Source organism: Bacillus sp. FSL K6-1006 (genome assembly GCF_038593175.1).
In the GTDB taxonomy this organism is placed as follows: domain Bacteria; phylum Bacillota; class Bacilli; order Bacillales; family Bacillaceae; genus Bacillus; species Bacillus safensis.
In genome coordinates this window covers 101,168-124,997 of sequence record NZ_CP151970.1, presented here as the reverse complement: position 1 = coordinate 124,997, position 23,830 = coordinate 101,168, and the positions used below count along the sequence as shown (strand labels likewise).

The following is a 23,830-nucleotide window of genomic DNA, read 5'->3' as shown; positions in this document are numbered from 1 at the left end:
AGTATTTCTGTCTTTCAAATGTCAGTAAAGAAATACTTTTACAAGACAAAAGAAAAAAGGGTTTCTAAAATAAGAAAACCACATCCAAAAACAAATACCGATTTTATTAGTTTTCCCAAGTATGCATAATTTATACAAAATAGTTGTTTTTTAAGCCTATCAAGCAAAATATACACATTGGCATTTTATAATGTTAACACAGCTAGGAAACTGCGTCAAACTTTTTTAGCTTTGATGATATAGTAGCCCTTTTTTTTCAGCACAACCTCGACTTCTTCAAAGAGCTGCTCTAATTTTTCAATCGCAGATGGTCCACCTTGCTTTTTCTGAATAACCACCCACAACTCACCTTCCGGCAATAAATGATCAGCACTTTTTTCAAAGATCGCATGTACAACTTTCTTCCCTGCCCGTATTGGGGGATTGGTCAGTATAGAGGCAAAAGCAGCTGAGGAATGAACATTCGAGAACAAATCACTTTGATAGATGCGGACATTATCAATGCGATTATGTTTAGCGTTTTCCTTTGAAAGTTCGACTGCTCTTTCGTTCACATCAATCATATGAATGGTACGGCTAGTCATTTCGTTTGCTAACGATAAGCCAATCGGTCCATAACCGCAACCGACATCTAAGACATCGCCATCCAAATCAGGTTCTTCGAAAGCTTCAATTAAAAGCCTTGAACCAAAGTCGACTTCTTTCTTAGAAAACACTCCACTGTCACTTGTAAAAGTAAAGGTACGGTTTCTCAAGGTGAAGTCCCATGTCTGTTTATTGCTTTTCACTGATGGCTTTTCCGTATAATAGTGGTCACTCATGGTGAATGGACCTCCTCTGGATTCAATCGTTTCAGGAGATTAGAAAAGAAAAAGCCCGCCAGTAAAAGCGAGCTTTCCCAAAAGATTAGGCGAAGATTACTTAACTTCTACAGAAGCGCCAACTTCTTCAAGCTTAGCTTTAAGTTCTTCAGCTTCTTCTTTAGCAATACCTTCTTTAAGTGGTTTTGGAGTGTTGTCAACAAGTTCTTTAGCTTCTTTCAAGCCAAGACCAGTGATTTCACGAACCACTTTGATAACTTTGATTTTTTGGTCTCCAGCACCAGCAAGTACTAGATCAAAATCAGTTTTTTCTTCAGCAGCAGCACCGCCACCAGCAGCTACAGCTACAGGAGCAGCAGCAGTTACGCCAAATTCTTCTTCGATTGCTTTTACTAAGTCGTTTAACTCAAGTACAGTTGCTTCTTTAACTGAAGCAATGATTTCTTCGATATTTAAAGCCATTTGTAATTCCTCCATTTTAAGTTTTTTTACGTAAACGTAAAGTAGGCATTAAGCGCCTTGTTCTTCTTTTTGATCTGCAACTGCTTTAGTAGCAAGAGCAAGATTACGAACTGGAGCTTGAAGAACGCTAAGCAACATAGATAGTAAGCCTTCGCGAGACGGAAGTTCCGCAAGAGCCTTCACTTCTTCTACAGTCGCTACGTTTCCTTCGATGACACCAGCTTTGATTTCTAAAGCTTCGTGGCTTTTCGCAAATTCGTTGATGATTTTCGCAGGTGCGATAACATCTTCGTTACTGAATGCGATAGCGTTTGGACCTGTTAAGAAATCGTTTAAACCCGTTAGTTCAACTTGTTCAACTGCACGGCGAGTCAAAGTGTTTTTGTAAACTTTGAATTCTACGCCAGCTTCACGAAGCTGTTTACGAAGTTCAGTCACTTCAGAAACAGAAAGACCGCGGTAGTCTACAATGACAGTAGACATACTATCTTTAAATTTAGAAGTAATTTCATCAACGACAACTTTTTTAGTATCGATTGCATTGCTCATGGTTACACCTCCTGTACATTCTTTGTGTAACACTTATACCGATCAGGCCATCACGTTCCTAACGAACGGTTCTCCATATAAAAAGCCTCCATTAAGACATGGAGGCTGTATATACAAGCATACGTTAACGTAAGACTGTGACATATACACCTCGGCGGGTTATTTAAGCCATAAGGCCCCTGCTGTCTACGGTATAAATGGACATTATTCTATTTTACAACATTTTGATATTATCAAAATGGTTGTCATAAGTCAAGAATTATTTTGCAGAGAAAGAAGATGGATCCACTTTCACGCCAGGGCCCATAGTAGATGTAACAGAAACGTTTTTCACGTATACACCTTTAGCCGCTGCAGGTTTTGCTTTAAGAATTGTGTCATAGATTGTTGCAAAGTTCTCAACAAGCTTTTCGTCCTCGAAAGAAACCTTTCCGATTGGCGCGTGGATATTACCAGCTTTATCAACGCGGTATTCTACTTTACCAGCTTTGATTTCATTGATTGCTTTTTCAACTTCGAACGTTACAGTTCCTGTTTTAGGGTTTGGCATAAGACCTTTTGGTCCAAGTACACGACCGATCTTACCAACTTCACCCATCATGTCAGGTGTCGCAACGATTACATCGAATTCGAACCAGCCTTGTTGGATTTTAGTGATGTAATCAGAATCTCCAACGTAGTCTGCTCCAGCAGCTTCTGCTTCTTTTGCTTTTTCACCTTTAGCGAACACAAGAACGCGTTGAGTTTTACCAGTTCCGTTAGGAAGTACAACTGCACCGCGGATTTGTTGATCGTTTTTACGAGGGTCTACGCCCAAACGAAAAGCAACTTCTACAGTCGCATCAAATTTAGCTGTATTTGCTTTTTTTGTAAGAGAAACAGCTTCAGCTACATCATACGCTTTAGTACGATCGATCAGCTTAGCAGCTTCTACATACTTTTTACCTTTTTTAGCCATTATAAAAATCCTCCTTATGTGGTTTTAGCGGAATAACCTCCCACGAATAAGGGTTGCGAACTTGTCAAAACCAAACTCGCAACCCAACAAGACAAAAAATTAATCTTCGATGACAATACCCATACTGCGTGCAGTACCTTCAACCATGCGCATAGCTGATTCAACGCTAGCAGCGTTTAAGTCAGGCATTTTTGTTTCCGCGATTTCGCGTACTTTATCACGCTTAACAGTTGCCACTTTATTACGGTTAGGTTCACCAGAACCAGACTCAATACCAGCTGCTTTTTTAAGTAAAACTGCAGCAGGTGGAGTTTTAGTAATAAATGTAAATGAACGGTCTTCAAAAACCGAAATTTCAACAGGAATGATAAGACCAGCTTGGTCAGCTGTACGAGCGTTAAACTCCTTACAGAATCCCATGATATTAACACCGGCTTGACCTAGTGCAGGTCCAACTGGTGGAGCTGGGTTAGCTTTTCCAGCAGGAATTTGCAATTTAACAACTTTAACTACTTTTTTAGCCACGAGACACACCTCCTTAAAGTCCGTGATGTGGTAATAGGGGAATCCCCCTCCCACTCAACAACTTCATTCTTTATATGAATGACGAAATAACTAGCTAGCGATCTTGAGTGAACTCAAGACGTACCTTTGCTATATTACCACTTCTATACACTCATTTCAAGCTCTTTTAAATTACAATTTATCGATCTGCGTGAACTCAAGTTCAACAGGTGTTTCTCTACCAAACATATTAACGAATACTTTGACTTTGCTTTTATCGTAGTCAATTTCTTCAATAGAGCCAGTGAAGTTAGCAAATGGTCCATCGATGACCTTAACTGTTTCTTTCAGTTCAAAGTCGATTTCTGTTTTGCGTTCTTCAAGACCCATTCTCTTCAGAATGGTTTCGGCTTCGCCTGGCAGCAGCGCAGTCGGCTTTGATCCTGAACCAGCTGATCCAACGAATCCAGTGACACCTGGTGTATTACGAACAACATACCAAGAGTCGTCAGTCATCACGATTTCCACTAGGACATAGCCAGGGAATACTTTCTTTTTGACAACTTTTTTCTTACCATTTTTAATATCCGTTTCTTCTTCTTCTGGTACGACGACGCGGAAGATTTTATCCTGCATGCCCATTGATTCAACACGCTTTTCCAAATTCGCTTTTACTTTGTTTTCATAGCCAGAGTACGTATGCACAACATACCAATTCTTTTCCATTTTCATTCAGGACTATTTAGTCCTTCCCTCCCCACATTTCATAATGTCTATTTGACGAATCTCGAGAAACGGTAAATATTTTCAAGCAATTGAAAAAACCCGTAAAACGGGTTTTTTGGCAAGTCATATTATGATCTATTATAGCACGTTCAGCAGACCATTATTCAAGTATTAATGAATTAATTCGATTAATTGTGAGATTCCTATATCAAGAAAAGAGAAAAAGATGGCAAAGAATACGACTGTTAAAATAACAGTGATTGTGTAGCGGACCATTTCGTTCTTCTTTGGCCAGCTGACCTTTTTCATTTCTTTTCCGACACTTTTTAAGAAACTGATAATACGCATGTAAAAGACCTCCACAGATTAAAGAACGCAAATCTTACTTCGTTTCTAAATGTGTTTTATGTGAATTACAAGTCTTGCAATATTTCTTAACTTCTAATCTTTCAGCTGCTGAAGCAACACTTTTCATTGTCGTATAATTGCGGCTTCCGCAGTCTTTACAGGCTAGAGTAATCTTTTTCCTCATATTTACACCTATTTTCTCGACATCATTTCATTAGTACCTTATCACAGTGTCGAAAAAGCTGTCAATATAGGTTTGATTAGAGACTAATCTCGCGAAGCTCTAAATATTTCTCTAATTTTCTCTTTACTCTTTGGAGTGCGTTATCAATTGATTTCACATGACGATTTAAATCTTCAGAAATCTCTTGATAGGATCTGCCATCAAGATAAAGCACAAGTACCTTTCTTTCCAGCTCGCTTAGCAGTTCACCCATCTTCATTTCGATATCATCAAATTCTTCTTTGCTAATAATTAAGTCTTCTGGGTTAAGCGCTTTAGCACCGGAAATGACATCCAATAATGTTCTGTCCGATTCTTCATCGTAGATCGGCTTGTCTAATGATACATAGGAATTTAACGGGATATGTTTTTGGCGAGTAGCTGTTTTAATTGCGGTGATAATTTGGCGGGTAATACATAATTCTGCAAAAGCCTTAAATGAAGTAAGCTTGTCCTCTCTGAAATCGCGGATAGACTTATAAAGTCCGATCATTCCCTCTTGGACAATGTCCTCTCGATCCGCTCCTATCAAGAAATAAGATCTTGCTTTCGCACGTACAAAATTGCGGTATTTCGTTATTAAATAATCTAGCGCATCACTATCTCCGACATGAACCCTTTCAATGACTTGTTCATCTTCCAACTGGCAAAATTGCTCTCTGATGGACTTACCCTTGCTGTTGTTTAGATTCACTTCGATCCCCCCGACCGCACCTAGATAGAAATATTATACATTAATGGTTGAAATATCGTCAAGCTATTCCAGATTCCCGCGCCGCCATTTTTCAAACGTTTTCAATACATCTTCTGACAATTCAATCTTAGATGCTGGTTTATCAGAAGTAATCTTTTTGACCCTCGTTTCAATCTTTCGTTCTATCACTTCAATCTCTCTTAAAAGCTCACGAGCCGACTTCCGAAGAGCTCCTTGTCCAAAAATAGCCCATTGTTCCGTAAAATCTGAGGTTGCCACATGAATTTGCGTCCGTATATTATTCAAATCCTGCGCCAGCTTTTCAATCCGCTCATCCGCCGTTTCATTCTCTCTCGTAAAGATGACCTCTACTCGGTGGTTGGTCCGCTTCTTTTCAATTCCTTTGACCATATGGGCATCGAATACGACAATGACTCGATACCCTGTGTATGCTTGATATTCTGCTAAATGTTGAATCAGTACGTCTCTGGCTTCTTCAAAGCTGTTTTCCTTTAAGTGCTGCAGCTGAGGCCATGCACCTATCATGTTGTATCCATCGACTAAGAGGATATCCATCTCTATTCTCCTAACGGATAACGTTTTCGATACACTTCATACATCAATAAACCAGCGGCAACTGATGCGTTTAACGAAGTAACCTTCCCGGCCATAGGCAGTTTAATCAGAAAATCACACTTTTCCTTAATCAATCGGCCAATTCCTTTTCCCTCGCTGCCAATCACAAGAGCCAGCGGCATCGTGCCATCAAATTGTCTGTAATCCTGTTTAGCAGACGCATCTGTTCCCGCAACCCAGATTCCTCTTTCTTTCATTTCATCAAGGGCTCTTGAAAGATTGGTCACTTTTGCGACAGGAATATGCTCAATTGCTCCAGTGGATGCCTTAGCAACTGTTGTTGTTAGACCGACCGCTCTCCTTTTCGGAATGACAATCCCGTGTGCACCTACAGCATCTGCCGTTCTCATAATAGATCCTAAATTATGCGGGTCTTCAATCTCATCTAAAATCAGAAAGAAAGGCTGTTCATTCCGCTTTTCAGCGATTTGATACAGGTCGTCCAATTCTGCATATTCATATGCTGCTACTTGTGCAACGATTCCCTGGTGCTGACCTGTAACCATTTGATCAAGCTTTTTCCTCGGAACATACTGAATGGTGATATTTTGCTTTTTAGCGAGTTCAATGACCTGCTGGGCTTGTCCTTTTACAGTGTTTTCTGCCATCCAGAGCTTGTATAACTCCCGATCTGACTTCAGTGTCTCAATCACTGCATTTTTCCCAATGACATAATCATGTTGCTGACTCATTTGTCTTCCTCCCTGACGTTCCGATTTCAATCGCCTGACCAATCAGCTCTTCTAAGCGTTCGTCCTGCTTTTCGATAAATAAATAACCCATGAGCGCTTCAAACGCTGTACTATAACGATACGTTTGAACGTCTGTGTTTTTAGGCACTGTGCCTGATTTTGCGTTTCTTCCTCTTTTCAGCACCGCTTCTTCTGCTTCAGTGAAAAAGCCTTGCTGCTGAAGCGTAAATAAAATAGCAGCCTGTGATTTAGCTGAAACAATTTTGCTTGCTCGTTTGTGCAGCTCATTTGGTTTTGTCGCCCCCGTTTGGAGGAGGTGATGCCTCACATATACTTCAAAAATGGCATCACCCATATAAGCCAGCGCAAGTCCGTTCAGCTGTTTACCGTCTTTCAGCTTTTCAAAATTCAACATTGCCTATTCTCCTCTTTTCCAGCGAGTACCTTGAGGAGTGTCCTCCAACACAATATTCATGTTCTTTAATTGATCACGAATTTGATCAGATAGGGCAAAGTCACGATTTCTTCTAGCTTCATTGCGTTTTTCAATTAACGCTTCTACCTCTTCGTCAAGCGTGTGCTTTTCTTCTAATGAGAAGCCGAGAACAGACGTAATTTCTTGGAACAAGCCGATAAATGCCTTGATCACTTCCTCCGAAGTATGATCATTTTCCATATAATAATTCGCCTGTTTCGCTAATTCGAATAAAACAGAGATCGCATTTGCCGTATTGAAGTCATCATTCATTTCGGAAATAAATGTTGCACGCTGCTCTTCAATTTTTGCCAGCCATTCAGCATTGTCTTCCGTGATATTTGTGCTGCTCTCTAGACGGTGATGTAAATTCGCATACGATGTTTTGAGTCGGTTAAACGCACTCTTTGTACTTTCTAATAAATCCATTGAGTAATTAATTGGGTGGCGATAGTGAACCGACAACATAAAGAAGCGAAGCACATCAGGATCTTGTTCTTTCACAATGTCATGCACCAGCACAAAGTTGCCAAGTGATTTTGACATTTTTTCATTATCGATATTAATATACCCGTTATGCATCCAATACTTCGCAAAAGGCTTCCCTGTCAAAGCCTCAGATTGGGCAATTTCATTCTCATGGTGAGGGAATGTTAAATCCTGTCCGCCAGCATGAATATCGATCGTATCACCTAAATATTTTTTGACCATTGCCGAGCATTCAATGTGCCAGCCTGGGCGTCCTTCGCCCCACGGGCTATCCCAAGAGATTTCCTGATCCTTTGCAGCCTTCCAAAGAGCAAAGTCCAGTGCATCTCGTTTCTTTTCACCTACTCGAATACGGGCACCTGTCTTCAGTTCATCAATTGATTGGTGAGAAAGCTTTCCATAACCTTCAAATGAGCGTGTGCTGTAATACACGTCGCCATCTGCTTCATAGGCGTAGCCTTTTTCAATCAATGTCGCAATAAACGCAATGATATCATCCATGTTTTCCGTCACTCGCGGGTGAAGGTCTGCTTTTTTGCAGCCGAGTGCACTGACGTCTTCGAAGTAGGCCTGGATAAACCGGTCAGCAATTGTCGGCACATCTTCTCCGAGTTCGTTGGCTGCTTTGATGAGTTTATCATCCACATCTGTAAAGTTTGATACAAAGTTCACATCGTAACCGCTGTATTCCAAATACTTACGTACAGTGTCATAAACAATAGCAGGTCTAGCATTCCCGATATGAATGTAGTTATAAACGGTTGGTCCGCACACATACATCTTGACCTTTCCTGGCTCAAGCGGGACAAATTCTTCCTTCTTACGTGTCAATGTATTATAAATATTGATTCTCATGATTGTTCTTCCTTTCTGCTCAATGAAGCCAGCTCACCTTTTAGCTTTTCCATTTCTCGTTCCAATTCTTTGAAACGATCGGAAATTGGATCTGGCAAATCTTGATGATTGAGATCACGATTGATTTTCTTTCCATTTTGAACGACGACTCGCCCAGGTATACCGACAACGGTGGAATGGTCGGGTACGTCCTTTAACACGACCGACCCCGCTCCAATCTTGGCTCCTTTTCCAACCGTAATGGAACCAAGCACCTTGGCACCTGTCGCAATGAGGGCATCGTCTAAAATGGTCGGATGCCGCTTTCCCTTTTCTTTCCCTGTTCCCCCTAATGTCACGCCTTGGAAAACAGTGACGTTGTCTCCAATTTCACATGTTTCCCCGATCACGACGCCCATGCCGTGATCAATAAAGAACCGCCTGCCAATGGTTGCCGCCGGATGAATTTCCACCCCTGTGAAAAAACGGCTGACCTGAGAAATGATCCGCGCAATAAAATACAGCTTCCGCTTATAAAATGCGTGCGCAATACGGTGAGCCCAAATCGCATGAAGCCCTGAATAGGTTAGCACTACTTCAATATAGCTTCTAGCAGCAGGATCTTGATCAAACACAGTATCAATATCTTCTTTCAGCATTTTGAAAAACACATGCTCCCCCCGTTCTTCCCCATGAATCTCTCTTAGGACTTGCTCTCTTTTTTGGACAAATAAAAAACGCCTCTGCCAAATGACAGAGACGTTTTGAAAACGCGGTTCCACTCTGTTTAGAAAGCCACTTATCTTGAAGCCTTCTCAACTTAATCCCATAACGGAGGGTACCGCCCTTGCATACTAACGTACGTGTTCCTCAAGGGTCTTGAGGGTGCATTTCCAACATCTGCCCATAAGTCTCTTTCAGCCGGTGGAGACTCTTTCTGTGATGGACGAGTACATTGTACTTCTCCCTCGCAACGATTTCTTTATATTTGTTTAATGCGGTTTAATACCGTTTCTTTACCTAGTAATTCAATACTTTGCGGAAGTTCTGGGCCATGCGTTTGTCCTGTGACAGCCACACGAATCGGCATGAATAGTTTCTTGCCTTTATGCCCTGTTTCTTTTTGTACCGCTTTAATGGCAGCCTTGATTTCATCAGGTGTGAAAGACTTAAGCTGTTCAAGTTGACCTGCAAAAGATGCCATGACTTCTGGTACTTGCTCCTCTGCTAGAACTTCCTTTGCCTCTTGATTATACTCAATTTGCTCCTTAAAGAACAACTCTGTCAACTCAACAATTTCTGCTCCGTAGCTTAATTGTTCGTGATACAGAGAAATAAGCTTGCGTACCCACGTGTTTTCTTCTTCAGTCAGCTGCTCACTTACCTTGCCTGCCTTTTGAAGATGTGGAAGTGTTAGTGCCACAACCTGATCAAGATCAAGAGCTTTCACGTATTGGTTGTTCACCCATTTTAGTTTATGCATATCGAATAGAGCTGGTGACTTAGAAAGTCGGTTCACATCAAAAATGTCGATGAATTGCTCTTTTGTAAACAGTTCTTCTTCGCCTACTGGAGACCATCCAAGTAATGCAATGAAGTTAAACAGGGCTTCAGGTAAATAGCCTAAATTCTTATATTGCTCGATGAATTGAATAATCGATTCATCACGTTTACTTAATTTCTTGCGGTTCTCGTTCACAATCAGCGTCATATGTCCGAATAGCGGAACATCCCAGCCAAATGCATGAAAAATCATGATTTGTTTAGGGGTATTTGAAATATGATCTTCTCCGCGAAGAACGTGAGTCATTTTCATCAAATGATCATCCACGGCAACTGCAAAGTTATAAGTTGGCGTGCCATCTTTCTTCACAATAACAAAGTCACCAATGCCGTCTGTTTCAAATGAAATATCACCTTTGACCATGTCGTCAAATTTGATGATTTCTCCTTTTGGTACTCGGAAGCGGATGCTTGGCTCTCTTCCTTCAGCAATCAGCTTGTCCTCTTCTTCTTTTGATAAATGACTGCATTTACCAGAATATCGAGGCATTTCGCTGCGGGCGATCTGTGCTTCACGCTCTGCCTCTAGCTCTTCTGCCGTACAATAGCACTTATACGCCAAGTCCTTCTCTAGCAGCTCATCATAATATTTTTTATAAATATCATTACGCTCTGATTGTCTGTAAGGACCGTAGCCGCCATCTTTATCAATGCTCTCATCCCAATCAATACCGAGCCATTGCAGGTGGCGAAGCTGGCTTTCCTCCCCGCCCTCTACATTACGCTTTTGATCCGTATCCTCGATTCGAATAATAAATTTGCCGCCTTGGCTGCGTGCGAACAAATAGTTGAAAAGAGCCGTTCTAGCATTCCCAATATGTAAATGACCAGTTGGACTCGGTGCATAACGAACACGCACTTCATTTCCCATGAGTTTAACTTCCTTTCATCTGCATCATGTTGTCTGACACCAATTTTTTATAAACGTATTTTATCATCAAAACCCATTCTCATCAAAATGGATTTTACTTTTTCTGAAGAAGCACTGTTGCCTGAGAGGCAATTCCTTCGCCTCTTCCTGTAAATCCAAGTTTCTCTGTCGTTGTTGCTTTGACATTCACCTGTGTGACATCTGCCTCAAGCGCTTCTGCAATTTTCTCACACATTGGTTGAATGTAAGGTGCCATTTTTGGCTTTTGCGCCATGATGGTGCAGTCAATATTCACAAGTGTGTAGCCCTTTTCTTTCACAAGTGCCCACACATGCTGCAATAATTTAAAAGAATCTGCATCCTTAAACTCAGGATCTGTGTCTGGGAAATGTCTGCCGATATCTCCTTCAGCAATCGCACCCAGGCATGCATCTGCCACTGTGTGAAGCAGTACGTCAGCGTCTGAATGACCTAGCAGTCCCTTTTCATAAGGGATGGTGACCCCGCCAATAATCAGAGGTCTCCCCTCTGTTAATTGATGTACATCAAAACCTTGTCCTATTCTCAACATGATCTAGTACCCTCTTTCCGCATCCATAATTGCCTTGGCAACCAATAAATCATCCGGTGTTGTCAGCTTAATATTGGTATAGTCTCCTTGGACAATATACACATTCTCACCCTGTAATTGTTCAACAAGACTGGCGTCGTCTGTTCCAAAGAAGCCTGTCCGCTCCGCATATTCATGCGCCTCTTTTAAAATAGAATGACGAAAAGCTTGTGGGGTCTGGACTGCCCACAAGCTCTGACGTTCAATGGTTTGTTCCACTTTGCCTTCTTGAACGCGTTTGATTGTGTCTTTCACTGGTACCGCTACAACTGCGGAGCCTTTTTCAATCGCTGCTTTAACGAGCAAGTCAATCTGTGTATGCTTAATAAAAGGCCTTGCTCCATCATGAACAAGCACGATGTCCGCATCTTTCACAGCCTTTAATCCTTCGTATACACTTTGCTGACGTTCTTCACCGCCAGTGACAAGTGAAACAGGCGTTTGAAAAGCGTGTACCTTGAGTAGCCTTTCAAAGTCTTGACGCTCCTCTTCATTGATCGCTAGGATCATGCGTTTGCATTGCGCATGAGCGTCAAACACCTTTAGTGTATGAATGATGACCGGCATTCTTTTCAGCTCAATAAAAAGCTTATTACGGCCGGCCTTCATTCGTTTCCCCTGCCCCGCAGCCGGAATAACTACTTCATAATACATGTTCGTTCTCCCTTTAGAGCGCCTTCTCCAGAAGTTTTGGCTTCGCAAAAATCATTCTTCCAGCAGCAGTCTGCAGCACACTTGTGACGAGCACGTCAATGTCTTTTCCAATGTAATTGCGTCCTTCTTCGACCACAATCATCGTACCGTCATCTAAGTAAGCAACACCTTGGTTATGCTCTTTTCCATCTTTGATGACCTGTACCTTCATTTCTTCCCCAGGCAGTACAACCGGTTTAACGGCATTGGCTAGATCATTGATGTTTAACACTGCTACTTTTTGAAGTTCGCATACTTTATTTAAATTAAAATCATTGGTCACAACAACACCTGAAGTTAATTTCGCCAGCTTCACAAGCTTGCTATCAACCTCTTGAATGTCTTCGAAGTCACCTTCGTAAATTTCAACTTTGATATCCAATTCTTTTTGAATACGATTTAAAATATCTAGACCTCTTCGGCCTCTATTTCTCTTTAATACATCTGAAGAGTCTGCAATATGCTGTAATTCCTCGAGTACAAATTGAGGAATGACCATGACGCCTTCTAAGAATCCAGTTTGACAAATATCTGCGATTCTTCCATCAATGATAACACTTGTGTCTAAAATTTTCAGCTTTTTATCTTCTATTTCAGGTTCATCATCAGCTGCTCCCTTTTTCTTTGTGACCTTTGCAGATCGGGAGAACAGCCCTATCATTTCATCCTTCTTCTTAAATCCTACCTGAAATCCAAGGTATCCTAAAAAGAAAGCCAGGAAAATCGGAATAATGGTACCAAAAATATGATATGGGATATTGTTTAGCGGGATCACGTTTACAATAAGATATGCTAGAATAAGTCCAAATACTAATCCGAAACTTCCAGATATAAGATCAGGAAGAGGCGCCTTCAATAGAGAATCCTCGATCCATTTCACCCAATTTACCACATAACCTGTGCACCATTTACCAATGATGAAGAACACAACGGCTCCTATTAGTGCTGATGAGTAAGCATTTGTTATGAAAGGTATGTCCTTTACATTTAAAAGCAGAAATAACTCTGGAATGATAAAAATCCCTACAACTGCACCCAAAATGATAAAAAACGCCTGAACGATTCTTTTTAACATACCTTCACCTCCTTTATTTTTCATCTGTCAATCCACCTTCATCTGACATTAATATATGTTTAAGTTTCCTATCATGAGCAACAGAAAACAAAACCATCATTAATATACCCATATTCATCCATTTTTAACCGTCATAGAGAAAAATTTCTCTTCTTAAAGCTGACGGTCAATGTAATGTTTTTCTTGTAACCTTTTTAATCCTTTTTTTATCTTTTTCGCTCTTACTTCTCCAATTCCTTCTACTTCATCCAATTCTTGTACATCTGCTTCCATAATTCGATCTAGCACACCGAATGCTTCAACCACATTTTCGACGATTGGCATTGGCAGTCTAGGGATTTTATGGAGCAATCTATATCCTCTTGTGTACACATATTCGTCAATATTTGTAGAAGCTGGATATCCAAGTAACTTGTACAGAATGGAATCATCTAAAAGCTCAAAGCTCGACATATCTTGAAGTTGTTTGAGCAGCACATACGGATCTTTGATCTTTTCTTTCACGTAATCTTTAATAAATAAAGCTGCTTCCTGCTCCATATCTGTAATCAATTCATTGACTTGCAGACGGATCAAGTGTCCCTCTGTTCCGAGCTCTTTGATATACATATTGATTTCATTTTTGATCCTGAGTACCATTTCGTAGCGGTGCAGCACGGATAATACATCACCAAAGGTCACAAGCTCTTCAAATTCTAGGGCGCTTAACGCAGAAATGGCGTGATCTAAAATCGTTTTATATTTCTCAAGTGTTTGAATGGCTTGATTGGCCTTTGTTAAAATAAAGCCAATATCTTTCAGCGTATAACGACGATTCCCTTGGTATAAGGTAATGACGTTCCTCCGTTCAGAAATGGCAATGATTAAGCAGCCTGTCTGCTTTGCTACACGTTCAGCCGTCCGGTGCCTCATGCCTGTTTCCGATGAATGAATGGTTGCATCTGGCATCAGCTGTGTATTCGCATACAAGATTTTTTGACCAGAATCGCTAAGAATAATGGCCCCGTCCATCTTCGCCAATTCATATAAATGTGCTGGGGAGAAGGCCGAATTAATGTGAAACCCTCCATCTACCACACTCTTTACTTTGTCATTATAACCAACAACAATGAGCCCGCCAGTATTGGCTCTCAGGACGTTTTCAATCCCTGCCCGCAGAGGTGTTCCTGGTGCCACAAACTGTACAATATCTAAGAGATCGAGTTCTCTCGCTCCTTTTTTCTCTTTTTCCATTTCTATGATCCCCCTAGTGAAATTCGAAGTGCCTCCGCTACATTTTCTACACCAACTAACTCAATCCCTCTCGGCTTTTTCCATCCGTCTATATTCGCCTGAGGAATAAACATTCGCTTAAATCCTAGTTTTGCAGCTTCCTGCACTCGCTGTTCAATTCTTGATACTCTTCTGACTTCTCCCGTCAGACCGACCTCTCCTATAAAGCAATCCGCTTGATGCGGCGCTGCATCTTTAAAGCTTGATGCAATACTGACGGCAATAGCTAAGTCAATCGCCGGTTCGTCAAGCTTCACACCGCCTGCGACCTTTAAATACGCATCTTGGTTTTGCAGCAGCAGCCCCACGCGTTTTTCTAAAACTGCCATGAGCAGCGATACTCGATTATGATCAAGGCCAGTGGCCATTCTTCGCGGATTCCCAAAGCTTGTCGGGGAAATTAACGCCTGTATCTCGACAAGTACGGGTCTTGTTCCTTCCATTGAGGCAACAACACACGAACCAGATACACCTGCCGACCGCTCTTCTAGAAAGATTTCTGATGGGTTTAATACTTCCGTGAGCCCTTCCTCTCTCATTTCAAAAATTCCCAATTCATTCGTTGAACCAAATCGGTTTTTGACCGCCCGTAAGATACGAAACGTATGATGACGCTCGCCTTCAAAATAAAGAACTGTGTCCACCATATGCTCTAAAAGGCGTGGACCTGCGATCGAGCCTTCTTTGGTCACGTGACCAACGATAAAAATAGGAATACCATTTGTCTTGGCAATCTTCATCAGCTGCGCTGTACATTCTCTAACTTGAGATACAGAGCCGGGAGCTGACGTGATATCGCTTTGGTAAACGGTTTGAATCGAATCCACCACAACAAAAGCAGGTTTCATCTCCTGTATAGCAGACGTTATATACTCCATATCGGTTTCAGCCAAAACATGTAAAGAGGCGCTTTCAATGCCAAGGCGGTCCGCTCTTAGCTTCGTTTGTTTAATGGACTCCTCACCAGATATGTATAACACATTCTGATTTTTGTCTGAGAGCTGTGCTGATACTTGTAATAATAATGTGGACTTCCCAATCCCAGGATCTCCGCCGATGAGAACAAGAGAACCTTTGACAATTCCACTTCCTAATACTCGGTTAAATTCTTCTAAATTTGTTTTAATTCGGGGTTCTTCGGATGTTTCAATTGCAGATATAGGTGAAGGTTTTTGAATGGTTTGAACAGAATGATTAAAAGCACTTCGACGGTTTGCCGGCTCTTTGCGAACGACCTCTTCTGTCATACTGTTCCACGTGCCGCAGCCTGGACATTTCCCCATCCATTTGGCTGACTCATAACCGCACGATTGGCATATAAATTTTGATTTTGTCTTAGCCATAGATTGAAGAATACAACTCCTTATACTGGTCAGAAAATAAGTAAAGGGAGGCATACACCTTACTGGTATGCCTCACACTTTTTCTTACTATATTAGTTCGTAGCAGCCGTCGCTTTTACGACAATCTCTCCATCTTCCACATCTAATACGATATGTTGACCTTTTTCAATATTCCCCTTCAGAAGCTCTTCAGAAAGTCGATCTTCTACATGCTTTTGAATCGCTCTTCTTAACGGACGCGCACCGTACTCAAGATCTACTCCTTCGTCGGCAATCTTCGCTTTTGCTGCTTCCGTCAATTCAATTGATAGGTCTTGTTCTTTTAATCGTTTTGTCAATTGATCAGACATGAGAGACACGATCTCTTTTAGATGTTTCTTCTCAAGCGAGTGGAAGACAATGATTTCATCAATACGGTTGATAAACTCAGGTCTAAACGCACGTTTCAACTCGCCCATCACTTTGCCTTTCATATCCTTGTAATTTTGACTTTCATCCTGCACGTTAAACCCAACATATTTATTGCGCTTCAGCTCACTAGCTCCAACGTTTGATGTCATAATCAAAATCGTATTTCTAAAGTCAACGGTACGCCCTTTAGAATCGGTCAGACGACCATCTTCTAACACTTGCAGTAAGATATTAAATACATCTGGATGCGCCTTTTCAATCTCGTCTAAAAGAACGACAGAATAAGGTTTTCTTCTCACTTTTTCAGTCAGCTGTCCACCTTCATCATAGCCCACATAGCCTGGAGGTGACCCAACAAGTCTGGATGTAGAGTGCTTCTCCATGTATTCAGACATATCAATACGGATCATTGCTTCTTCATCACCGAAAATAGACTCAGCAAGTGCTCTTGCAAGCTCCGTTTTACCAACCCCTGTTGGACCTAAGAAGATAAAGGAGCCGATTGGGCGCTTCGGATCTTTCAGGCCAGCACGCGCACGTCTCACCGCTTTTGCTACAGCGACAACCGCTTCATCCTGTCCGATCACGCGAGAGTGGAGCAATTGTTCCATATTCAGAAGCTTATCTGTCTCCGTTTGAGCAATTTTCGAAACAGGCACTCCCGTCCAGCTGGAAACGACCATTGCGATATCATCTACAGATACCTCTGAATTCTCTTGTCCCTGCTTTTCTTTCCATGATTTCTTTGTAACTTCTACTTTTTCACGCAAACGCTGTTCTGTATCGCGAAGAGAAGCTGCTTTTTCAAATTCTTGACTTTGAACTGCCGCATCCTTTTCCTTGCGTACTTCATCCAGCTTTTGCTCTAATTCTTTTAGGTTAGGCGGTGTTGTGAACGAACGTAAACGGACTTTCGAACCTGCCTCATCAATTAAATCAATCGCCTTATCTGGAAGGAATCGGTCAGAAATATAACGGTCAGACAGCTTCACCGCCGCCTCAATCGCTTCATCTGTAATAGACACACGGTGATGTGCTTCATACCGGTCTCTAAGCCCTCTTAAGATTTGAATACTTTCATCAACAGACGGCTGATCTACTTGAATTGGCTGGAAACGTCGTTCAAGCGCAGCATCCTTTTCAATATATTTACGGTACTCATCTAACGTTGTCGCCCCAATACATTGAAGCTCTCCACGTGCTAGGGATGGCTTCAAGATATTAGACGCATCAATCGCGCCCTCTGCTCCACCAGCACCAATAAGTGTATGAAGCTCGTCGATAAAGAGAATGATATTTCCTGCCTGGCGAATTTCGTCCATCACTTTTTTCAAACGATCCTCGAATTCACCACGATATTTCGTACCAGCTACAACAGTTCCCATATCCAGGGTCATTACTCGTTTATCACGCAGGATTTCAGGCACTTCATTATGAATAATTTGCTGTGCAAGACCTTCTGCGATGGCTGTTTTACCAACACCAGGCTCACCAATCAGCACAGGGTTATTTTTTGTTCTTCTACTTAGGACCTCAATGACACGTTGAATTTCTTTGCTTCGGCCAATGACAGGGTCCAAGCTGTCCTCTTTTGCGATAGCTGTTAAATCTCTTGCCAGACTATCTAGTGTTGGTGTATTCGCATTGCTATTAGAGCCTGCTGCAGATGCACCTGTTTCATTGCTTCCAAGCAGCTGCAGGACTTGCTGGCGTGCTTTATTTAAGCTCACTCCGAGGTTATTTAAGACACGGGCAGCGACACCCTCTCCCTCACGAATAAGACCTAATAGAATATGTTCTGTCCCTACATAGGAATGACCTAGCTTTCTTGCTTCATCCATTGAAAGCTCAGTGACCTTCTTTGCTCTAGGCGTATAATGAGGAATAGCTTGAGACACCTCTTGCCCTCTTCCAATCAAGCTTTCGACTTCTTTTTGGATTTTATCTGAAACAAGGCCCAGTGCTTCTAACGCTTTGGCAGCGATGCCCTCACCTTCACGTACAAGGCCAAGTAAAATGTGCTCAGTACCAATATTCTTATGGCCTAGGCGAATGGCTTCTTCTTGTGCAAGTGCTAATACCTTTTGAGCTCTTTCAGTGAATCTTCCAAACATCATATCGTTTCATCCTCCTGTCCATTCCTATGCATTTCTAAGCGCAGCCTTTCTCTAATAATCGCTGCTCGTTTTATATCTCGTTCATTTGGCTCTAAGGCTCCTCCTGAATATTGTTGAAGGAAGCCGGGCTGAGTCAAAATCATGAGTTCATTCAGTATATTACTTGAAAGCCCCTTAATGATACCTAAATCAATTCCAAGCCGCACATCTGACAAACACTTCGCTGTTTCCTTTGATTCAATCATACGACAATTGGCCAAAATCCCTAAAGAGCGGTACACTCTGTCCTCAAGTTCAATTTTAGATGTTTGATATAACGCTTTTCGTGCAGATCGCTCTTGTTCAATGAGCTGAGCGGTCACACTATTCAAGTCATCTACAATGTCTTCTTCTGATTGACCAAGTGTCATTTGATTTGAAATTTGAAAGATGTTCCCTATTGCTTCGCTGCCCTCACCATAAATTCCTCTGACCACAAGACCTAATTGATTAATGGCCGGAATAATCCGATTCATCTGTCTTGTGAGCGCTAATGCTGGTAAATGCATCATGACCGAAGCCCTGATACCTGTACCTACATTGGTCGGACAGCTTGTTAAGTATCCTCGCTTTTCAGAAAACGCGTAATCCACTTGCTCTTCAATCCAGTCATCTACCTGATTAGCCGCTTTTAGTGCATTGGCTAGCTGAAAACCTGGGAATAAGCACTGGATTCGAATATGGTCTTCTTCATTCAGCATCACACTGATTTCTTCATTTTCAGAAAGCAAACAGCCGCCAAATCTTGATTCAGCTAAATTGGGGCTAATCAAATGCTTTTCAACAAGTACCCTCTTTGCTAAAGGCTGCGTTTCATTCATTCGAATCAGAACAAAGTTTCCAATGTCCTTCACTTCCTGGCTAGCAAACTTTTGCTCGAATTGCTGAAGAACAGCTTCAGCTTCAGCTTGAGAAAACTGAGTTGGGAAACGAACATGCTCTAGATTGCGAGCTAGCCGGATACGACTGCTTAGAACAATGTCACTTTCTGGTCCTTTTTGTTTCATCCACTGACTAAGAGCGTCTTGAATAAAATGCTGGAGCGACATGACGTTAATCTCCCTCCCTCTGCTGAGATTGCTCATGCTCTAATGCACGAATTTGATCTCGAACTTCCGCTGCCTTTTCGAACTCTTCCTGTTCAATCAGCTGCTTCAGCTCTTGCTGCATTAACTCAAGTTTCCGGCGAACATGCAGGCTGCCGGCAATTCGTTTTGGTACTTTTCCATTATGGACTGTATTTCCACTATGGACTTTCCGTAAAACAGGGTTCAGATACTGATCAAATGTACGATAGCATTCTGCACAGCCAAATCGGCCTGTTTTTCTGAACTGCTGAAAGGTTAAGCCACACTTAGGACATTGATCCACTTCTTTCGCTTCTTGAAAAATAGACGAGCCCTTGTTAGCACTTGTGGTGAAGCTAGGATCAATATTCAATAAGCCTGATAATAAGTTGTGAATCGAGAAACCTTGGTTTCCACTCATAGCATATGAATCACTGTTTTCTTTTGCACATTGTTCACATATGTGCATTTCTTGTTTTTCTCCATTTATAACTTTCGTAAAGTGAAAAGTGGCTGGTCTCTCATTACATTCTTGACAAATCAATCTTTTCACCCGCTTTACTTTAATTTCAAAGCATTTAACATCGCTTTCATCATCCGAGCCCGCAGTTCATCTCGTTCAGGTAAATCAATATGCAATACAGAACGGTCCATGACACTAATCATCATCTTAGCTTCTCTTTCAGATAATATGTTATTTTCAACAAGACGCATGATGATATGATCAGATGCAGCCTGTGATAAACGATGATATATTTGGGAAATAATATTGTTCAATAAGTCGACTTCATCATTCATTTTGACTTTAATGATGCGGATATAGCCACCGCCGCCACGCTTACTTTCAACGATATAGCCTCTCTCGCTCGTAAAGCGTGTATTGATAACATAGTTTATTTGTGAAGGTACGCATTGAAATTTATCTGCAATTTCATTGCGTTTAATTTCTAATATTTCTCGACCGTTCTGATCCAAGACTTCCTTCAAATACTGCTCGATGATATCAGAAATATTTTGTGCCACTCCGCCTCCTCCTCCATTGACTTTGACTATATTTGACTTTAATCTTACTATAAATTTTTTCGATCGATTTTTCAAGATAATCGCTCAACTAACAATATTATTTCCACATTTATATGGTATCAAACCTCTCAAAAACACAAAAAAGACCAGTTCCGACTGGAACTGATCCTAATAGAAGCTTGGCGGCGTCCTACTCTCACAGGGGGAAACCCCCAACTACCATCGGCGCTGAAGAGCTTAACTTCCGTGTTCGGTATGGGAACGGGTGTGACCTCTTCGCTATCGCCACCAAACCTGATGGAGAGAATGTTCTCTCAAAACTAGATAACAATGTTCAAACTTCACATTAGAATATAGGTTAAGTCCTCGATCTATTAGTATCTGTCAGCTCCACGTGTCACCACGCTTCCACCTCAGACCTATCAACCTGATCATCTTTCAGGGATCTTACTTCCTTGCGGAATGGGAAATCTCATCTTGAGGGGGGCTTCATGCTTAGATGCTTTCAGCACTTATCCCGTCCGCACATAGCTACCCAGCGATGCCCTTGGCAGAACAACTGGTACACCAGCGGTGCGTCCATCCCGGTCCTCTCGTACTAAGGACAGCTCCTCTCAAATTTCCTGCGCCCGCGACGGATAGGGACCGAACTGTCTCACGACGTTCTGAACCCAGCTCGCGTACCGCTTTAATGGGCGAACAGCCCAACCCTTGGGACCGACTACAGCCCCAGGATGCGATGAGCCGACATCGAGGTGCCAAACCTCCCCGTCGATGTGGACTCTTGGGGGAGATAAGCCTGTTATCCCCGGGGTAGCTTTTATCCGTTGAGCGATGGCCCTTCCATGCGGAACCACCGGATCACTAAGCCCGACTTTCGTCCCTGCTCGACTTGTAGGTCTCGCAGTCAAGCTCCCTTGTGCCTTTACACTCTGCGAATGATTTCCAACCATTCTGAGGGAACCTTTGGGCGCCTCCGTTACATTTTAGGAGGCGACCGCCCCAGTCAAACTGCCCACCTGACACTGTCTCCCTGCCCGATAAGGGCAGCGGGTTAGAAGGTCAATACAGCCAGGGTAGTATCCCACCGATGCCTCCACCGAAGCTAGCGCTCCGGTTTCCAAGGCTCCTACCTATCCTGTACAAGCTGTACCAACATTCAATATCAGGCTGCAGTAAAGCTCCACGGGGTCTTTCCGTCCTGTCGCGGGTAACCTGCATCTTCACAGGTACTATAATTTCACCGAGTCTCTCGTTGAGACAGTGCCCAGATCGTTGCGCCTTTCGTGCGGGTCGGAACTTACCCGACAAGGAATTTCGCTACCTTAGGACCGTTATAGTTACGGCCGCCGTTTACTGGGGCTTCAATTCGCACCTTCGCTTACGCTAAGCGCTCCTCTTAACCTTCCAGCACCGGGCAGGCGTCAGCCCCTATACTTCGCCTTACGGCTTCGCAGAGACCTGTGTTTTTGCTAAACAGTCGCCTGGGCCTATTCACTGCGGCTTCTCGGGGCTTTAACACCCTAAGAAGCACCCCTTCTCCCGAAGTTACGGGGTCATTTTGCCGAGTTCCTTAACGAGAGTTCTCTCGATCACCTTAGGATTCTCTCCTCGCCTACCTGTGTCGGTTTGCGGTACGGGCACCTCTCACCTCGCTAGAGGCTTTTCTTGGCAGTGTGGAATCAGGAACTTCGCTACTAAATTTCGCTCGCCATCACAGCTCAGCCTTTACGGGAAACGGATTTGCCTATTTCCCAGCCTAACTGCTTGGACGCGGATATCCAATACCGCGCTTACCCTATCCTCCTGCGTCCCCCCATTGCTCAAATGGTGAGGAGGTGGTACAGGAATATCAACCTGTTGTCCATCGCCTACGCCTTTCGGCCTCGGCTTAGGTCCCGACTAACCCTGAGCGGACGAGCCTTCCTCAGGAAACCTTAGGCATTCGGTGGACGGGATTCTCACCCGTCTTTCGCTACTCATACCGGCATTCTCACTTCTAAGCGCTCCACCAGTCCTTCCGGTCTGGCTTCACAGCCCTTAGAACGCTCTCCTACCACTGTTCGTAAGAACAGTCCGCAGCTTCGGTGATACGTTTAGCCCCGGTACATTTTCGGCGCAGAGTCACTCGACCAGTGAGCTATTACGCACTCTTTAAATGGTGGCTGCTTCTAAGCCAACATCCTGGTTGTCTAAGCAACTCCACATCCTTTTCCACTTAACGTATACTTTGGGACCTTAGCTGGCGGTCTGGGCTGTTTCCCTTTCGACTACGGATCTTATCACTCGCAGTCTGACTCCCAAGGATAAGTCATCGGCATTCGGAGTTTGACTGAATTCGGTAACCCGGTAGGGGCCCCTAGTCCAATCAGTGCTCTACCTCCGAGACTCTTACCTTGAGGCTAGCCCTAAAGCTATTTCGGAGAGAACCAGCTATCTCCAGGTTCGATTGGCATTTCACCCCTACCCACACCTCATCCCCGCACTTTTCAACGTGCGTGGGTTCGGGCCTCCATTCAGTGTTACCTGAACTTCACCCTGGACATGGGTAGATCACCTGGTTTCGGGTCTACGACCACGTACTCATGCGCCCTATTCAGACTCGCTTTCGCTGCGGCTCCGCATCTTCTGCTTAACCTTGCACGGGATCGTAACTCGCCGGTTCATTCTACAAAAGGCACGCCATCACCCGTTAACGGGCTCTGACTACTTGTAGGCACACGGTTTCAGGATCTATTTCACTCCCCTTCCGGGGTGCTTTTCACCTTTCCCTCACGGTACTGGTTCACTATCGGTCACTAGGGAGTATTTAGCCTTGGGAGATGGTCCTCCCGGATTCCGACGGAATTTCACGTGTTCCGCCGTACTCAGGATCCACTCTGGAGAGAACAACATTTCAGTTACAGGGCTGTTACCTTCTTTGGCGGGCCTTTCCAGACCTCTTCGCTTATATCATTCCTTTGTAACTCCGTATAGAGTGTCCTACAACCCCAAGAGGCAAGCCTCTTGGTTTGGGCTGTTCCCGTTTCGCTCGCCGCTACTCAGGGAATCGCATTTGCTTTCTCTTCCTCCGGGTACTTAGATGTTTCAGTTCCCCGGGTATGCCTTCTCATACTCTATGTATTCAAGTATGGATACTACTCCATTACGAGCAGTGGGTTTCCCCATTCGGAAATCTCCGGATCAAAGCTTGCTTACAGCTCCCCGAAGCATATCGGTGTTCGTCCCGTCCTTCATCGGCTCCTAGTGCCAAGGCATCCACCGTGCGCCCTTTCTAACTTAACCATTTCTTACTTTAGAAAGAATCACTATGTGTGATGAACTTTGCATTGCAT

Annotated in this window: 24 protein-coding genes, 2 rRNA genes and 2 other annotated features; all 26 genes read right to left on the bottom strand. The window is 43.0% G+C overall.

All coding sequences use genetic code 11. From position 1 onward, the window contains the following. Window positions 1–215 precede the first annotated feature (215 nt). Window positions 216–821 carry a class I SAM-dependent methyltransferase gene (locus tag NSS65_RS00685; RefSeq protein WP_034283897.1) on the bottom strand — a complete coding sequence of 202 codons (606 nt, stop codon included), beginning with the start codon at window positions 819–821 and terminating at the stop codon, window positions 216–218. Window positions 822–917: 96 nt separating this feature from the next. Beyond that, window positions 918–1,283, bottom strand: a complete 366-nt coding sequence (rplL, locus tag NSS65_RS00680) for a 50S ribosomal protein L7/L12 (protein ID WP_008345418.1) — start codon at window positions 1,281–1,283, stop codon at window positions 918–920. A gap of 48 nt (window positions 1,284–1,331) precedes the next feature. Beyond that, on the bottom strand, window positions 1,332–1,832 hold the full coding sequence (gene rplJ, locus NSS65_RS00675) for a 50S ribosomal protein L10 (protein WP_024425590.1): 501 nt from the start codon (window positions 1,830–1,832) through the stop codon (window positions 1,332–1,334). Window positions 1,833–1,901: 69 nt separating this feature from the next. Continuing rightward, window positions 1,902–2,042, bottom strand: a sequence feature (ribosomal protein L10 leader region). 49 nt (window positions 2,043–2,091) lie between these two features. After that, window positions 2,092–2,790 carry a 50S ribosomal protein L1 gene (gene rplA, locus NSS65_RS00670; RefSeq protein ID WP_017359164.1) on the bottom strand — a complete coding sequence of 233 codons (699 nt, stop codon included), beginning with the start codon at window positions 2,788–2,790 and terminating at the stop codon, window positions 2,092–2,094. Between the two features lie 99 nt (window positions 2,791–2,889). Further along, window positions 2,890–3,315, bottom strand: a complete 426-nt coding sequence (gene rplK, locus NSS65_RS00665; protein ID WP_003216956.1) for a 50S ribosomal protein L11 — start codon at window positions 3,313–3,315, stop codon at window positions 2,890–2,892. 171 nt (window positions 3,316–3,486) lie between these two features. After that, entirely contained in the window at window positions 3,487–4,020 is a 534-nt protein-coding gene (gene nusG, locus NSS65_RS00660; RefSeq protein ID WP_003217197.1) for a transcription termination/antitermination protein NusG, read from the bottom strand. Window positions 4,021–4,191: 171 nt separating this feature from the next. Beyond that, window positions 4,192–4,368, bottom strand: coding sequence for a preprotein translocase subunit SecE (secE, locus tag NSS65_RS00655; RefSeq protein ID WP_008345422.1), 177 nt, complete (start codon window positions 4,366–4,368; stop codon window positions 4,192–4,194). Between the two features lie 34 nt (window positions 4,369–4,402). Then, a complete protein-coding gene (gene rpmG, locus NSS65_RS00650) occupies window positions 4,403–4,552 on the bottom strand; it encodes a 50S ribosomal protein L33 (protein WP_008356502.1) in 150 nt (49 codons plus the stop codon). A gap of 76 nt (window positions 4,553–4,628) precedes the next feature. Further along, entirely contained in the window at window positions 4,629–5,285 is a 657-nt protein-coding gene (sigH, locus tag NSS65_RS00645; protein WP_008345424.1) for an RNA polymerase sporulation sigma factor SigH, read from the bottom strand. 63 nt (window positions 5,286–5,348) lie between these two features. Then, window positions 5,349–5,861: a ribosome-dependent mRNA decay endonuclease Rae1/YacP gene (rae1, locus tag NSS65_RS00640; RefSeq protein WP_024425589.1), complete on the bottom strand. Its 513-nt coding sequence runs from the start codon at window positions 5,859–5,861 to the stop codon at window positions 5,349–5,351. A gap of 2 nt (window positions 5,862–5,863) precedes the next feature. Beyond that, window positions 5,864–6,613, bottom strand: coding sequence for a 23S rRNA (guanosine(2251)-2'-O)-methyltransferase RlmB (gene rlmB / locus NSS65_RS00635; protein ID WP_024425588.1), 750 nt, complete (start codon window positions 6,611–6,613; stop codon window positions 5,864–5,866). Then, entirely contained in the window at window positions 6,597–7,028 is a 432-nt protein-coding gene (locus tag NSS65_RS00630) for a Mini-ribonuclease 3 (RefSeq protein WP_024425587.1), read from the bottom strand. Before NSS65_RS00630 ends, rlmB begins: the two co-directional genes overlap by 17 nt. Window positions 7,029–7,031: 3 nt before the next feature. After that, window positions 7,032–8,432, bottom strand: a complete 1,401-nt coding sequence (gene cysS, locus NSS65_RS00625) for a cysteine--tRNA ligase (RefSeq protein WP_326135441.1) — start codon at window positions 8,430–8,432, stop codon at window positions 7,032–7,034. Beyond that, window positions 8,429–9,082, bottom strand: coding sequence for a serine O-acetyltransferase (gene cysE / locus NSS65_RS00620; protein WP_034283914.1), 654 nt, complete (start codon window positions 9,080–9,082; stop codon window positions 8,429–8,431). Before cysE ends, cysS begins: the two co-directional genes overlap by 4 nt. An 81-nt stretch (window positions 9,083–9,163) precedes the next feature. After that, window positions 9,164–9,394, bottom strand: a binding site (T-box leader). Continuing rightward, the gene (gene gltX / locus NSS65_RS00615; protein ID WP_070326870.1) at window positions 9,394–10,845 is read right to left on the bottom strand and encodes a glutamate--tRNA ligase; all 1,452 of its coding nucleotides are present in this window, start codon (window positions 10,843–10,845) and stop codon (window positions 9,394–9,396) included. Its footprint overlaps the feature before it by 1 nt. A 94-nt stretch (window positions 10,846–10,939) precedes the next feature. After that, the gene (gene ispF / locus NSS65_RS00610) at window positions 10,940–11,416 is read right to left on the bottom strand and encodes a 2-C-methyl-D-erythritol 2,4-cyclodiphosphate synthase (protein WP_003216928.1); all 477 of its coding nucleotides are present in this window, start codon (window positions 11,414–11,416) and stop codon (window positions 10,940–10,942) included. Window positions 11,417–11,419: 3 nt separating this feature from the next. After that, on the bottom strand, window positions 11,420–12,109 hold the full coding sequence (ispD, locus tag NSS65_RS00605; protein WP_041115162.1) for a 2-C-methyl-D-erythritol 4-phosphate cytidylyltransferase: 690 nt from the start codon (window positions 12,107–12,109) through the stop codon (window positions 11,420–11,422). 13 nt (window positions 12,110–12,122) lie between these two features. Further along, entirely contained in the window at window positions 12,123–13,223 is a 1,101-nt protein-coding gene (locus NSS65_RS00600; protein WP_024425582.1) for a PIN/TRAM domain-containing protein, read from the bottom strand. Between the two features lie 153 nt (window positions 13,224–13,376). After that, window positions 13,377–14,456 carry a DNA integrity scanning diadenylate cyclase DisA gene (disA, locus tag NSS65_RS00595; protein WP_024425581.1) on the bottom strand — a complete coding sequence of 360 codons (1,080 nt, stop codon included), beginning with the start codon at window positions 14,454–14,456 and terminating at the stop codon, window positions 13,377–13,379. 2 nt (window positions 14,457–14,458) lie between these two features. After that, complete coding sequence (radA, locus tag NSS65_RS00590; RefSeq protein ID WP_025092231.1) at window positions 14,459–15,838, bottom strand: DNA repair protein RadA; 1,380 nt, start codon at window positions 15,836–15,838, stop codon at window positions 14,459–14,461. 92 nt (window positions 15,839–15,930) lie between these two features. Further along, entirely contained in the window at window positions 15,931–18,366 is a 2,436-nt protein-coding gene (gene clpC / locus NSS65_RS00585) for an ATP-dependent protease ATP-binding subunit ClpC (protein ID WP_007496263.1), read from the bottom strand. Next, window positions 18,363–19,454 carry a protein arginine kinase gene (locus NSS65_RS00580; protein WP_024425579.1) on the bottom strand — a complete coding sequence of 364 codons (1,092 nt, stop codon included), beginning with the start codon at window positions 19,452–19,454 and terminating at the stop codon, window positions 18,363–18,365. Before NSS65_RS00580 ends, clpC begins: the two co-directional genes overlap by 4 nt. A 4-nt stretch (window positions 19,455–19,458) precedes the next feature. Next, entirely contained in the window at window positions 19,459–20,016 is a 558-nt protein-coding gene (locus tag NSS65_RS00575; protein ID WP_024425862.1) for a UvrB/UvrC motif-containing protein, read from the bottom strand. Between the two features lie 14 nt (window positions 20,017–20,030). Further along, complete coding sequence (locus NSS65_RS00570) at window positions 20,031–20,495, bottom strand: CtsR family transcriptional regulator (RefSeq protein WP_003217184.1); 465 nt, start codon at window positions 20,493–20,495, stop codon at window positions 20,031–20,033. A gap of 177 nt (window positions 20,496–20,672) precedes the next feature. Then, window positions 20,673–20,788 (bottom strand): 5S ribosomal RNA (gene rrf, locus NSS65_RS00565). 61 nt (window positions 20,789–20,849) lie between these two features. Next, window positions 20,850–23,780, bottom strand: a 23S ribosomal RNA gene (locus NSS65_RS00560). Between the last annotated feature and the right edge of the window lie 50 nt (window positions 23,781–23,830).